The organism is Enterobacter cloacae complex sp. GF14B, assembly GCF_004136805.1.
GTDB classification, from domain to species: Bacteria; Pseudomonadota; Gammaproteobacteria; order Enterobacterales; family Enterobacteriaceae; genus Enterobacter; species Enterobacter hormaechei_C.
In genome coordinates this window covers 1-13,972 of the sequence record NZ_QFRV01000026.1, presented here as the reverse complement: position 1 = coordinate 13,972, position 13,972 = coordinate 1, and the positions used below count along the sequence as shown (strand labels likewise).

Below are 13,972 nucleotides of genomic sequence, written 5' to 3'. Positions count from 1 at the left end.
ATGAAATTACTTATTCTTGGCAACCATACCTGCGGCAACCGTGGCGACAGCGCCATCCTGCGCGGTTTACTGGATGCAATTAACACCCTTAAGCCTGAGACTGAAGTGGATGTGATGAGCCGTTATCCGGTCAGCTCAACCTGGTTACTGAACCGCCCGGTGATGGGCGACCCGCTCTACAGCCAGATGAAACAGCACAACAACGCCGCGGGCGTGATGGGGCGCGTGAAGAAAGTCCTGCGTCGCCGCTATCAGCATCAGGTGCTGCTTTCTCGCGTAACCGACACCGGCAAGCTGCGCAACATCGCCATCGCGCAGGGCTTTACCGATTTTGTGCGTCTGCTGTCCGGCTATGACGCCATTATTCAGGTGGGCGGTTCGTTCTTCGTCGATCTCTACGGCGTGCCGCAGTTTGAGCATGCGCTTTGTACCTTCATGGCGAAAAAGCCGCTGTTTATGATTGGCCACAGCGTCGGGCCATTCCAGGATCCGCAGTTTAACCAGCTGGCGAACTATGTCTTCGGCCACTGCGACGCGCTGATCCTGCGTGAATCGGTCAGCCTCGACATGATGAAGCGCAGCGAAATCGACACCACCAAAGTGGAGCACGGTGTAGACACCGCCTGGCTGGTGGATCATCAGGATGACAGCTTCCAGGCCAGCTACGCGGTACAGCACTGGCTGGACGTGGCGGCAAAGCAGAAAACCGTCGCCATTACCCTGCGTGAACTTGCGCCGTTCGATAAACGCCTCGGCACGACCCAGGCGGCGTACGAGAAAGCCTTTGCCGACGTGGTGAACCGCGTGCTGGACAGCGGTTACCAGGTGCTGGCGCTTTCCACCTGTACCGGTATCGACAGCTACAACAAAGATGACCGTATGGTGGCGCTCAACCTGCGCAACCTGGTGAACGATCCGTCCCGCTATCACGTGGTGATGGACGAGCTGAATGATCTGGAGATGGGCAAGCTGCTCTCCGCCTGCGACCTGACCGTGGGCACGCGTCTGCACTCGGCCATTATCTCGATGAACTTCGGCACGCCAGCCATCGCCATCAACTACGAACACAAGTCCGCGGGCATTATGCAGCAGCTCGGTATGCCTGAAATGGCCGTCGATATTCGTCATCTGTTGGACGGGTCGCTCGGCGCCATGGTGGGCGACACGCTCGGCCAGCTGCCTGCGATCAACGAACGTCTGGCGGTGGCGGTAAAAGCCGAACGCGAAAAAGGTATTGGCATGGTGAAATCCGTACTCGACCGCGTCCGGGAGGGGAAATGAAGGTTGGTTTCTTCTTACTGAAATTTCCGCTGTCGTCTGAAACCTTTGTGCTGAACCAAATCACCGCGTTTATCGATATGGGGTATGACGTGGAGATTATCGCCCTGCAAAAGGGCGATACGCAAAACACCCATGCGGCGTATACCCGGTATGGGCTGGAGGCAAAAACCCGCTGGTTGCAGGATGAACCCGCCGGACGGATGAACAAACTGCGCTATCGCGCCGGACAGACGCTGCGCGGCCTGCATCGCGCCTCGACGTGGCGGGCGCTGAATATGTCGCGCTATGGGGCGGAGGCCCGCAACCTGATCTTATCCGCCATTTGCGGGCAAACGGCCCAGCCGTACCGGGCCAATGTCTTTATCGCCCACTTTGGCCCGGCGGGCGTAACGGCGGCAAAACTGCGTGAGCTGGGGGTGATTGACGGCAAAATCGCAACCATTTTCCACGGTATCGACATCTCCAGCCGGGAAGTGCTGAACCACTACACACCGGAATATCAGCAGCTGTTTCGCCGTGGCGACATGATGCTACCGATAAGCAACCTGTGGGCCGGGCGCCTGAAAACCATGGGGTGCCCGAGCGAGAAAATCACCGTTTCACGCATGGGCGTAGACATGGAACGCTTCACCCAGCGACCGGTCAAGGTGCCGGGCAAGCCGCTGCAAATTATCTCTGTTGCCCGCCTGACCGAAAAGAAAGGGCTGCACGTAGCCATCGAAGCCTGTCGCCAGCTGAAGGCGCGTGGTGTGGACTTCCACTACCGCATCCTGGGTATCGGGCCGTGGGAGCGTCGCCTGCGCACGCTGATTGAACAGTATCAGCTGGAAGACGTGGTCGAGATGCCGGGCTTCAAGCCGAGCCACGAAGTGAAAGCCATGCTTGATGACGCGGATGTATTCCTGCTGCCTTCCGTAACCGGCGCCGACGGCGATATGGAAGGCATTCCCGTGGCGCTGATGGAGGCGATGGCCGTCGGCATTCCGGTGGTCTCGACCCTGCACAGCGGCATCCCGGAGCTGATAACCTCTGAGCATTCTGGCTGGCTGGTCCCTGAAAACAATGCGCTGGCGCTGGCGGATCGTCTGGCCGCGTTCAGCAATATCGATCAGCAGACGCTGATCCCTGTGCTGCAAAATGCGCGGCAAAAAGTTGAAGCAGAATTCAATCAGCAGGTGATTAATCGCCAGTTAGCGAGCCTGCTGCAAACGCTGTAACGCTGAGGTTGTATGCTGAAAAAGATTACCCGACGCCGATTTGTCTCTTCTTTATCCGTCCTGGCTGCCATGCCGCTGCTGTCGCCCCGCGCTGCGCGGGCGGCAACCGGGAAGACGGTTTCTGTCGATCGCTACAACAATAACGACTGGATCGCCGCCTTTAAGCAGGCATTTACCGAGGGCGATACCGTTGTTGTTCCCGCCGGGTTAACCTGTGAAAACATCAATACCGGCATTTTCATTCCTGATGGCAAAACCCTGCTGATCCGCGGCGCGCTGAAGGGCAACGGGCGCGGGCGGTTTGTGCTCCAGGAAGGCTGCAAGGTCATTGGGGAAGATGAGGGGCGCACACATAACATTACGCTGGACGTGCGTGGCTCCGACTGTGTCATTAAAGGGCTGACGATGAGCGGCTTCGGCCCCGTCACCCAGATCTACATTGGCGGTAAAAAGCCGAGAGTGATGCGTAACCTGCTTATCGATCGCATTGCCGTGAGTCAGGCCAACTACGCCATTCTGCGCCAGGGTTTCCATAATCAGGTGGATGGTGCGCGCATTACCAACAGCAAATTCAGCCATTTGCAGGGTGACGCGATTGAGTGGAACGTGGCGATTAACGACCGTAACATCCTGATCTCTGACCACGTGATCGATAACATCAACTGCACAAACGGCAAGATCAACTGGGGCATAGGCATTGGGCTGGCTGGCAGCACGTACGACAATGACTATCCGGAACAGCAGACCGTTAAAAACTTCGTGGTGGCGAATATCACCGGCAGCAACTGTCGGCAGCTGGTGCATGTTGAAAACGGTAAACACTTTGTGATCCGTAATATCAAGGCCAGCAATATTACTCCCGACTTCAGTAAAAAGGCCGGAATTGATAACGCAACGGTAGCTATTTATGGTTGTGATAATTTCGTTATCGATAATATCGATATGGTGAACAGCGCCGGAATGTTAATCGGGTATGGCGTGATCAAGGGCGATTATCTGTCGATACCGCAAAACTTCAAACTTAACGATATTCGCCTGGATAACCGACAGCTTGCCTATAAGCTGCGCGGGATACAGATTTCCTCCGGCAATGCCACGTCGTTTGTTGCCATCACCAATGTCAACATGCAGCGGGCAACACTTGAGCTGCACAACAAGCCACAACATCTTTTTTTGCGTAATATCAACGTGATGCAGGAGTCAACGACGGGGCCGGCTTTAAAGATGAACTTCGATTTGCGCAAAGACGTGCGCGGGAAGTTTATGGCTAAAAACGAGACGTTGCTGTCGCTTGCGAACATAAAAGCGGTTAATGAAAAGGGGCAGAGCTCGGTGGATATTGATCGGGTCGATCAACATGTGGTGAATACGGAACGGTTGAATTTTGCGCTGCCGCACAGGTGATCATAAAGGTTATTTTGCGACTATTCCTGGTATGGAATCGCGATCTATTCAGATTACAACTACTGTAATTTGTGGTGGGGTGACCTAAGATTACTTCATATTTACGGCAAAACATGCTGGCGAAAACAGGTTTAAAAGCTATAATTCGTCAACCATTTTAAGGTGGAAGAAATAATGATTAATTTGAAAGCAGTCATACCGGTAGCGGGTCTGGGCATGCACATGTTGCCCGCCACAAAGGCCATTCCTAAAGAGATGCTGCCGATCGTTGACAAGCCGATGATTCAGTACATCGTCGACGAGATTGTTGCTGCGGGGATCAAAGAAATCGTTCTGGTGACGCACTCTTCGAAGAATGCCGTTGAGAACCACTTCGACACCTCTTATGAACTCGAAGCGCTGCTTGAGCAGCGCGTTAAGCGCCAGCTTCTGGCAGAAGTTCAGTCTATCTGTCCTCCTGGCGTGACCATCATGAATGTGCGTCAGGCGCAGCCGCTGGGTCTGGGCCACTCAATCCTCTGCGCGCGCCCGGTGGTGGGTGATAACCCGTTCATCGTGGTTCTGCCGGACATCATTATTGATACCGCTTCCGCCGATCCGCTGCGTTACAACCTGGCGGCAATGGTTGCTCGCTTCAACGAGACGGGCCGCAGCCAGGTGCTGGCGAAACGTATGAAGGGCGATCTCTCTGAGTACTCGGTTATTCAGACTAAAGAGCCACTGGAGACAGAAGGGCAGGTGAGCCGGATTGTTGAGTTTATCGAAAAACCCGATCAGCCGCAGACCCTGGACTCTGACCTGATGGCAGTCGGCCGTTATGTGCTGAATGCGGATATCTGGGCCGAACTGGAAAAAACTAAGCCGGGCGCCTGGGATCGTATCCAGCTGACCGATGCGATTGCTGAGCTGGCGAAGAAGCAGTCGGTTGATGCGATGCTAATGACCGGCGATAGCTATGACTGCGGTAAGAAAATGGGGTATATGCAGGCGTTTGTGAACTATGGCCTGCGTAACCTGAAGGAAGGGGCGAAGTTCAGAAGCCGGATTGAGAAGTTGCTGGCTAACGACTGATACTTCTTCTGTGGTATAAAAGGGCTTAATGAGCGATAGTCACCATTTCGTTATGTAACAAAATAACGAAAATGATGTCTGTCGCTTTTTATTATTAACTATTTTGATAACATCTGTTATCTACTTTGCATCACCACTAATTTGTAACGATTTGTGCTTGTTTCTGCTGTCGATTAAGACGACAATTAAGATTAACTTGCCGTTGTCCATTGACAGAGTCGGTTCAGATTCAGACAACAGCAAATGGACAATACATTTTTTGCTCAGCGCGCTGGTAGCTGTTAAGCCAGGGGCGGTAGCATTCTTATTTCATTAATTCAATTTAGGGAATTTATAAAAGTGGCTGGCACTGATTTAATCTCAATTATCACTCCATCCTATAACTCTGAATTATTTATAGAGGAAACATACAACTCTATATGTAGTCAAACATATGATAATTGGGAATGGCTTGTTACTGACGACTGTTCATCCGATAGAACGTGGGAAATTCTTAAAAAAATTAGTTTGTCAAATCCTAAGGTAAAGATATTTCAGAACAAAGAAAACAGTGGTGCCGCAGTTTCTAGGAATAATTCTATCTCACATGCGTCAGGTGAATATTTAGCTTTCATCGATAGCGATGACAAATGGGAACCATGTAAATTAAATGACCAGTTGCATTTTATGAAAACCCATGACTGCAATTTTTGCTTCACTGCATATACGTTAATAACAGAACATGGTGAATTATTACATAAGAATATTGACGCCAGAAAAACATGTTTGTTTGTGAGCTATAAAGATTTGTTAGCTAAAAAAGTAACACTTGGCTGTTCTACTGTCATGTTAAAAAATGATGCGTTTGACAATATCAGAATGCCATTAATAAGAACGGGTCAGGATTATGCGCTATGGTTACATTTGCTAAAGAAATATAATGTCAATGCTGTTTTATATCCCAAAGTATTGACGTCATATAGAATAGTTGCTGGTTCAATATCAAGAAATAAATTAAAAAAAGCAATAAGACAATGGTCTATATATCGTAACCTAGAGAAAATTAATGTTGTTATGTCAATGTGGTATTTCGTAAATTATGCTTGGCGTGCAATTTCACGTTGAAGAGGATTAAGTGAATAAAGCTACATATACTGCTATTGCTAAGATTATATCGAGTAATCTTTCGGCCTCTGTTCTAACATTCCTTTCATTGATGTGGTTAAGTCGTGTTTATGATGTAAACGATTATGGATTGTTTACTAAATACTATTATATGTTGGGAATAATGTATGTTTTATTAGATTTAGGTCTACCAAATGCTTTGGTTATATCTTTGTCGAAACAGGGCCAATCATTTACCATCACTGATTTAGTCAAAAGATATCAATTCAATTTTGCTGTTGTGATATTTATTGTAATTGTTTTGGGGTTCTATTTTTTTTCACCACTCATAGCAATTTCTTTTATCATATGTAGTATTATAGGTATTATTTTAAAATTCAACTCTATTAAATTACAAATAGTGGATGATTGGGGAGGAAGTTCCCGAGTCGTTTTCTATCTCCCATTTTTGCGTAGCTTAGGAATTTTTGGTGTCTGCCTTGCGGTTTTATTTTTTAATGAAAAATATGAACCAAATTATATATATGCCGTAATGATTTTTTCTAGCATAATGGCGATGTACATGAGTTTTAACAAAACTAAGGGAATTAATTATTCAAAGTCTGGCATTTCTAAAAATCTAACCGGAATGGCATGGAAGTTGTATGCAGCAAATATTTTTGCAATTGTATGCATGCGAGCTGATGTTATCTTCATTTCGCATTTCTTTTCCGATGCCTTAGCAGGTGAGTATGCTAGGATTTCGATGATCTTTTTTGCTGCACCATTACTAGCCGGGGCAATTAATACAGTATTTATCCGTGGTCTATCTGCTAGTGAACTTGATATTAATTCTGTAAAAAATATTACGTTCAAATTATTTGGTGTTACCTGTCTCGGTTTATTAATCTTATTAGTCCTCGCATTTTTAACTAAAGATTTGATAGTAAAATATGTTTCCAATGAAGAAATTTATATTTTTATTATCTTAACTATAGCATACGCTGGAACACTCGTATTTGGTGTATGGGAAGCTTTTATCAATCACCGAGATCAGTCCTTTTTCTTAATTTTAAAAATCGCTCAATTATTGTTCTTTATTATTACCTTTGTCTTACTTTATAAGTACGTAGGTTTTATTATTGGTGCTATTGCTTTCCTGATGTCTAGAGTTGGTGGATGGGTGCTGCAATGGATTTATTGTAAGCGAAGAAAGCAAGCTTTTTCTTAACACCGAATAAATCGGAGTGCACAAAATTGTCAGTGATAAATTATTATCCCCAGAGCGAACAAAATAATAATAAAAATTTGAACTATTATTTAGTAGTCGTCTTGGTCGCTTTGCTCTCAGGTTTCTATGTGCAATACTTGGCTGATACGGCCTATGGCTTGTTTATTTCTTATTTAATGCTTACGGTTATAATTTTATCTTCTTTATTTAGTTTAGAGTTATCTGTTAAGCTCTTTGTATTATTATCATTAATCACACCACAGTTTTCGCGTACTTTCGTAGAACAAGTGGTAAGTAGTAATAACCAAGAAGTTGAACAATTCTTTAGCTTTCATTCAGTTCAATTTGCAGGCTTAGGACTATCAGTTATTGCTATAATTTTCATTGGTTTTATTTCGATATGTAAACTGCTTTATCAAAAAACGAAACTTGAAAGCAAGGACACCTTATCATTTTTTAAAGGGTTATACTTTATCTTTGCAGTATTGTTATTGGCAACAACAGTATCCTGTCTAATAGGAAGAACTCCAGATATACGGTACATAATTTCGGATTTCCGTATGTTTATTATTTGGGGAATAGGTGCGTTAGCGGCAATACTCATATGCAATAATGAAAATATAATTGATAAGATCTATAATATATTACTTTTTTCTATCTTAGTTATCGGGTTGAGAACGCTGTTCTTCTTCGCTAACGATTTTATAAGTGGAAGGCCAAATCTTGAATATGCCACTCAGGCATATATTGCTTATCCGTTGATGTTCGTATTTGCAATGACTATCCGCAGTCTCTTCAAACGATTATTAATGACTGGTGTTGCGTTACTGGCTGCGATTTCAATGAAACGCGAAGATATCGCCTTCGTTTTTCTATGCGTGATGGCCATTTTTTATCTTATTGTCTTTTTAAACGACCGAGGGCTTAGAAAAAATGCTCTATTAGCGCTCATGATGCTTGTAGTTATTACATCATTTGCCATATTCGCTTTAGCTATTTACTCCCCACAAAGTTTTGATTTCTTACTATATAAGTTCGATTTCTTCTCAAAACTAATTTCAGGTGATAAACAGTCTTCAGGATCTGTTTTAGTTCGATTATATGAATTGCAGAACATAGTTGGTTATAGCGTTGAACATATATATCCTATTTTTATAGGAATGGGTTTTGGTGGCTACTTCGATTTTTCACTAACCGGATATCCTATCATTCTTGGTGTATCAGATTATAGCATTAATGAACTTGCGACCAATAAATTCGTTAGACCTCATTCTTTTACTAACTTCCTGTTCTTGAAAGGGGGGTTAATATTTTTAACTTATTATTTAAGTATCATTATTAAGATGATGAGTCGTTCTTTTAGGCTTATGCGTAGAGTATTAAAAACAAAATCGATATATAGTAATGAATTTAGGATCTATTTGTTCTGTTTCCTATATTCAATATTTTGCGTAAATATGTTTTGGCAACCTGTACATAATTTTTTATTTTCATTTCTTCTCGTACTCTTATTAGTAAGAACTAAAACTCTCCTTAGGATATAATTAATGAAGATATTGATCGCTGATCCATTGTGTGAAAAAGGCCACTTAAACTTTAACTTGAATATAATAAAATGGTTTAATAACGATCAAAATATTAGCATTGATTTATACCTTTCTGAATCCATGTTAAAAGATATGTCCATGCAAGGTATCGCGTTTAAGGATTCTCTTCTTACAAAAGGGAATAAATATAAATATAAGCTAAACCAACTTAAAATAATCAATGCTATATATAAATATGCGATTGATCACAAATATGATAAATTAATCTTCCTATCATATGAGTTATTCTCTACAGCAGCTTTTTTAAATTTAAGGAAATTTAGGAATAACTTAGAAATTGTTTTATTTGAACATAATACTGTACCCAACTCTTTTGCTAAGGAGTTATTATATAGGGCTATTCCGACATATAAAATAACTCACGTTGGATTGATGCCATATATTAGCAAATATATAACTGAAAAATTTCATAAAAAAAGTATATACATACCACATCCTATACGATTAATTATTGCTAACACCAATGAAATAAAATCAAATGATGTAGGTAGGGTTACAAATGTATTCATGCCGTCATTTGTTGAAGAAAACTTGAAACATAAAATTTGTGCAAGTTTTGATACTTTGGGCAATAAATTTATTTTACGAACCAAAGGTAAGCTTTCAAAATTTAAAAATGTTTCTACTCAAGAGTTTTTTTATAATTATGATGAAAATATGTTAGATGCTGACGCTATTTTCATTCCTCAAAAGTTTGATTATCGGGTAAGCGGGGTACTCTTTGAGGCACTGCAAACAGATGCTAAAATATTTATGAGTAATTGTCTTTTCTCTAAAAGCCTTAAAGAAAAATTTGAATCCAAGATAGTCATAGTTGATGATTGGGAACATTATATTCGACATGAATTTATTAATGAAATAAACAATCGAAACGGAAAGGAAAGAATAAATCGAGAAGCATTCAATTCTGTTGGATTTAAGTTGCTACAGAAGGAATTATTATGTCAAAAATAGTCAAGAGCTTAATGTATATTTATGTGGGGCTATGGAATCACATTTTATGTTATTTCCCTTCCTATAAATTTAGATGGTTTATCTTAAGATTCCTTTATTGTGCGAATATTGCTCGCGGAGTAAATATACATATGGGGGTAAAGTTTTTTAGTCCGTGGAAATTAAAAGTTAAGGCAGGGACTAATATCCAGTGGGGTTCATTTCTTGACTGTCGTGGTGGCTTAGAAATAGGTTCTAATGTTGATATTACTTTAGGAGTAAAAGTTCTAACGCAGTATCACAATATCCATGATGAAAACTATTCCACCATATCGAAAGCCGTTATAATTAGTGATGATAGTATCGTGGGCTCTTTTTCTTTGTTGTTACCTGGATGCAAAATAGAAAAATTCGGTGTGCTGGGAGCTGGTTCAGTTTTAACTAAGACAGTATATGAAAACACATTATTTGCCGGTAATCCGGCTAAATTTATAAAGAACAGAGGTATTAACCAAATTGTTAACGTAAGTTATAAAAGGACCTTTCATTAAATGGGTAAAATTGCCATAATTGATCCTGCTTCATATGCTTTACCATATGATTATTTTTATGTAAAAAGCTTATCTTCTTTTTATAAAGTTGATTTTTATTGCTCCTCTACTAAATTCAACTATGACTATGTAGAGAAGCTTAGGTTGTTACCAAACGTCACCGTGCATGAATTTCAAGTTTCTGGTGTAAACAAATTTCGCGGATTGATTAATTATATAAAACTACTAATGAAAGTTGCTTTGTCATCACAAAAATATAAAGCTATTAATTTACAGTGGTCATTGGTAACATTTTTTGAAGTAATATTTTTTTTCTATGTAAGATCAAAGCTGATAGTCACATTTCATAACAGCGTTCCACATAATAAGCCTAGGAAAGCATATCGTAATATTAAGATTTTGGCACACATGGCTAATAAATTGTTATTTGTAAGTAATTACACAAGAAATGATTTTTTAGATTTATATGGTTTTGCAAAACAGAAATGTTTCGTATTAAATCATGGGGTTATGCCAATAAATAACGAGCATTTCCATTGCAAAATTTTTTCATCTCCCCCGAGACGTATTGTTTTTTGGGGGAATATAAAGGATTACAAAGGCGTTGATTTTCTATTAGATGCCCTACCTCTTTTCAAAAAGAAAGGGTTTAGTCTAGAAGTTTATGGTAAATTTGATGAGAATAAAAAAGCACTCGCACAAAAACTCTATCATAATGGAGTTAAGGTAATTGATGGATATTTAAATCTGGATGAGGTTGAAAAACTTTTGTCTTCTAATATTGCCCTCATTCTTCCTTACAAGGCTGCATCACAATCAGGAGTAATGTACACTGCGCTAAATTATAATACTATTATATTAGCTACCAATTGTGGTGATCCCTACGAGTTTCTCAAAGAATGTGATTTAAAAGAACTCTCATTTAAATATAATGATTTGATAAGCTTGGAAAAAAGTCTTGATTATTTATCTGTTAACCATGAAATTATTAAGGAAAGGATTGTATCGAGCAAGGAAAAATATAATTGGGCTTTTCCTGCTTCTGTTTTAAATAATATCTTTGGTTCAAGAATATGAGTGTTAATATGAATAATAAACCTAAAGTTGTTCCTGTGATCATAGCCGGTGGTGTAGGTAGTCGTCTATGGCCTATGTCACGAGAAGAGCACCCTAAACAGTTTTTGCCTCTTTTAAATGATACATTATCATTATTACAGCAAACTTTAATCAGAGTCAGTGGCGTTGGTTTCGAAAATCCTATTATTATCTGTAATGAAGAGCATCGTTTCTTAGTTGCACAACAACTGAAAGAAATGGATTTGCTAAATAATAATATCATCCTTGAACCATGTAGCAAGAATACGGCCCCAGCTATAACATTAGCAGCACTTTCTTTGAATGATGATGATTGCGTGATGCTCGTTCTTGCAGCGGATCATTATATCAAAGACGGCCAGTATTTTTCAAATCTAATTGAAAAAGCATTGCTTTCTGTTGACAATGAAACGTTAATAACTTTTGGCATTACTCCATCTCATCCTGAAACCGGATATGGTTATATAAAAAAAGGCGATGAAATATCTGATGGCTTTTTCGTCGTTAACGAATTTGTTGAGAAGCCTAACAAAGATAAAGCCATTGAGTATATTTCAGAAGGAATGTATTTGTGGAATAGCGGCATGTTTATGTTTAAACCAAGTGTCTATTTGAGTGAGATAAAACGATTTAGGCCCGATATACATGACGTGTGCGTTTTAGCCATTGCGGATGCTACAAGAGACATGGACTTTACAAGAATTAATAAAGATATTTTTGATTCTTGTCTCAGTGAGTCAGTCGATTATGCGGTTATGGAAAAAAGTTCCCATGTGAAGGTTCTCCAATTTGACTCGCAATGGAGCGATGTGGGCGCTTGGGGAGCATTGTGGGATATATCTCCTAAAGATTCTTCAAATAATTTCACATCAGGTGATGTTCACACAGTTGACTCTGTTAATTGTTACATAAAAAGTGATGGGATTTTTACATCGGCTATCGGTTTAAAAGATCTAATAATTGTAGCCACTAGAGACTCGGTTCTCGTATCACACCGCGATGATGTCCAGAAAGTAAAAGATACAGTTGAATATCTAAAGAGAAATAATCGATACGAATATAAACGCCACAATATTCGTTATTTACCGTGGGGGACAACGTTATGCTTAGTTGACTCCAGGAAATATAAAATTAATTTTGTCACGGTTGAATCAGGAAAAACGATTTCGTTACAAAAACACTATCATCGTAACGAACAATGGACAGTCTTATCAGGAACTGCTGTTGTAATAATTAATGGTGATGAAAAAATCATTACAGAAAATCAAACTGTCTACATTCCTATCGGAAGCGAGCATTCAATCCACAATCCAGGTGTGTTACCTGTTGAGTTTATCGAAACTCAAATCGGTGAGTACATTGATTCAACAGATGTTATTAGAATGTAAAGCAAGAGAAAATCATGAGTACACTAACCTGTTTTAAAGCCTACGATATTCGCGGCAAGCTGGGCGAAGAGCTGAACGAAGACATTGCGTGGCGCATCGGCCGCGCGTACGGCGAATACCTGAAACCACAAACTATCGTGCTGGGCGGCGACGTGCGTCTGACCAGCGAATCCCTGAAGCTGGCGCTGGCGAAAGGGCTACAGGACGCGGGCGTCGATGTGCTGGACATTGGCCTTTCCGGTACCGAAGAGATCTATTTTGCCACATTCCACCTGGGCGTGGACGGCGGTATCGAAGTGACGGCCAGCCATAACCCGATGGACTACAACGGCATGAAGCTGGTGCGCAAGGGCGCGCGTCCTATCAGCGGCGACACCGGCCTGCGCGACGTGCAACGTCTGGCCGAGGCCAACGACTTCCCGCCGGTGAACGAAGCGAAGCGCGGCAGCTATAAGCAGATCAACCTGCAAAAAGAGTACATCGACCACCTGCTGGGCTACATCAACGTGGCGAACCTCAAACCGCTGAAGCTGGTGATTAACTCCGGCAACGGCGCGGCAGGCCCGGTTGTAGACGCACTTGAAGCCCGCTTTAAGGCGCTGAACGTGCCGGTGACCTTCGTCAAAGTGCACAACACGCCAGACGGCAACTTCCCGAACGGTATTCCTAACCCGCTGCTGCCGGAGTGCCGCGACGACACCCGCAACGCGGTGATTGAGCACGGCGCCGATATGGGTATCGCCTTTGACGGCGACTTCGACCGCTGCTTCCTGTTCGACGAGAATGGGCAGTTTATCGAAGGCTACTACATCGTTGGCCTGCTGGCGGAAGCGTTCCTCGAGAAAAACCCGGGGGCGAAAATCATTCACGATCCGCGTCTTTCCTGGAACACCGTCGACGTGGTGAAGGCCGCGGGCGGCGAACCGGTGATGTCCAAAACCGGCCACGCGTTTATCAAAGAGCGTATGCGTGAGGAAGACGCCATCTACGGCGGCGAGATGAGCGCCCACCACTATTTCCGTGATTTTGCCTACTGCGACAGCGGGATGATCCCGTGGCTGCTGGTGACCGAGCTGCTGTGCCTGAAAGGGCAGAGCCTGGGCGAACTGGT

General features: G+C 42.6%; 12 protein-coding genes. All 12 read left to right on the top strand.

Annotation, left to right across the window (positions count from 1 at the left end):
- Positions 1–1,281, top strand: a complete 1,281-nt coding sequence (wcaK, locus tag DD606_RS10810) for a colanic acid biosynthesis pyruvyl transferase WcaK (protein WP_129258624.1) — start codon at positions 1–3, stop codon at positions 1,279–1,281.
- Complete coding sequence (wcaL, locus tag DD606_RS10805) at positions 1,278–2,498, top strand: colanic acid biosynthesis glycosyltransferase WcaL (RefSeq protein ID WP_048240489.1); 1,221 nt, start codon at positions 1,278–1,280, stop codon at positions 2,496–2,498. The genes wcaK and wcaL overlap by 4 nt, the downstream gene beginning before the upstream one ends.
- A gap of 12 nt (positions 2,499–2,510) precedes the next feature.
- The gene (gene wcaM, locus DD606_RS10800; RefSeq protein ID WP_129258622.1) at positions 2,511–3,902 is read left to right on the top strand and encodes a colanic acid biosynthesis protein WcaM; all 1,392 of its coding nucleotides are present in this window, start codon (positions 2,511–2,513) and stop codon (positions 3,900–3,902) included.
- A 174-nt stretch (positions 3,903–4,076) separates the two neighbouring features.
- Entirely contained in the window at positions 4,077–4,973 is an 897-nt protein-coding gene (gene galF / locus DD606_RS10795; RefSeq protein WP_045350271.1) for a GalU regulator GalF, read from the top strand.
- Positions 4,974–5,312: 339 nt separating this feature from the next.
- Positions 5,313–6,077, top strand: coding sequence for a glycosyltransferase family 2 protein (locus DD606_RS10790; RefSeq protein ID WP_100397573.1), 765 nt, complete (start codon positions 5,313–5,315; stop codon positions 6,075–6,077).
- 10 nt (positions 6,078–6,087) lie between these two features.
- Positions 6,088–7,287 (top strand): oligosaccharide flippase family protein, encoded by a 1,200-nt coding sequence (locus DD606_RS10785; protein WP_100397574.1) that lies wholly within the window; start codon positions 6,088–6,090, stop codon positions 7,285–7,287.
- A gap of 26 nt (positions 7,288–7,313) precedes the next feature.
- Positions 7,314–8,831, top strand: a complete 1,518-nt coding sequence (locus DD606_RS10780) for a hypothetical protein (RefSeq protein ID WP_100397575.1) — start codon at positions 7,314–7,316, stop codon at positions 8,829–8,831.
- A 3-nt stretch (positions 8,832–8,834) separates the two neighbouring features.
- The gene (locus DD606_RS10775; RefSeq protein ID WP_104469356.1) at positions 8,835–9,848 is read left to right on the top strand and encodes a hypothetical protein; all 1,014 of its coding nucleotides are present in this window, start codon (positions 8,835–8,837) and stop codon (positions 9,846–9,848) included.
- On the top strand, positions 9,836–10,378 hold the full coding sequence (locus tag DD606_RS10770) for a hypothetical protein (RefSeq protein ID WP_100397577.1): 543 nt from the start codon (positions 9,836–9,838) through the stop codon (positions 10,376–10,378). The genes DD606_RS10775 and DD606_RS10770 overlap by 13 nt, the downstream gene beginning before the upstream one ends.
- A complete protein-coding gene (locus DD606_RS10765; protein WP_100397578.1) occupies positions 10,379–11,455 on the top strand; it encodes a glycosyltransferase family 4 protein in 1,077 nt (358 codons plus the stop codon). It abuts the gene before it with no gap.
- Positions 11,456–11,463: 8 nt separating this feature from the next.
- Entirely contained in the window at positions 11,464–12,861 is a 1,398-nt protein-coding gene (locus DD606_RS10760; protein WP_165777833.1) for a mannose-1-phosphate guanylyltransferase/mannose-6-phosphate isomerase, read from the top strand.
- A 14-nt stretch (positions 12,862–12,875) separates the two neighbouring features.
- Positions 12,876–13,972: colanic acid biosynthesis phosphomannomutase CpsG (gene cpsG, locus DD606_RS10755; protein WP_129258620.1), on the top strand; the 1,097-nt coding region annotated here is incomplete at its 3' end.

What these genes read in the sequence shown, in the direction of transcription:
- wcaK (WP_129258624.1), top strand. Translation starts at nt 1, where the DNA reads ATGAAATTACTTATTCTTGGCAACCATACCTGCGGCAACCGTGGCGAC.
- wcaL (WP_048240489.1), top strand. Translation starts at nt 1,278, where the DNA reads ATGAAGGTTGGTTTCTTCTTACTGAAATTTCCGCTGTCGTCTGAAACC.
- wcaM (WP_129258622.1), top strand. Translation starts at nt 2,511, where the DNA reads ATGCTGAAAAAGATTACCCGACGCCGATTTGTCTCTTCTTTATCCGTC.
- galF (WP_045350271.1), top strand. Translation starts at nt 4,077, where the DNA reads ATGATTAATTTGAAAGCAGTCATACCGGTAGCGGGTCTGGGCATGCAC.
- DD606_RS10775 (WP_104469356.1), top strand. Translation starts at nt 8,835, where the DNA reads ATGAAGATATTGATCGCTGATCCATTGTGTGAAAAAGGCCACTTAAAC.
- DD606_RS10770 (WP_100397577.1), top strand. Translation starts at nt 9,836, where the DNA reads ATGTCAAAAATAGTCAAGAGCTTAATGTATATTTATGTGGGGCTATGG.
- DD606_RS10765 (WP_100397578.1), top strand. Translation starts at nt 10,379, where the DNA reads ATGGGTAAAATTGCCATAATTGATCCTGCTTCATATGCTTTACCATAT.
- DD606_RS10760 (WP_165777833.1), top strand. Translation starts at nt 11,464, where the DNA reads ATGAATAATAAACCTAAAGTTGTTCCTGTGATCATAGCCGGTGGTGTA.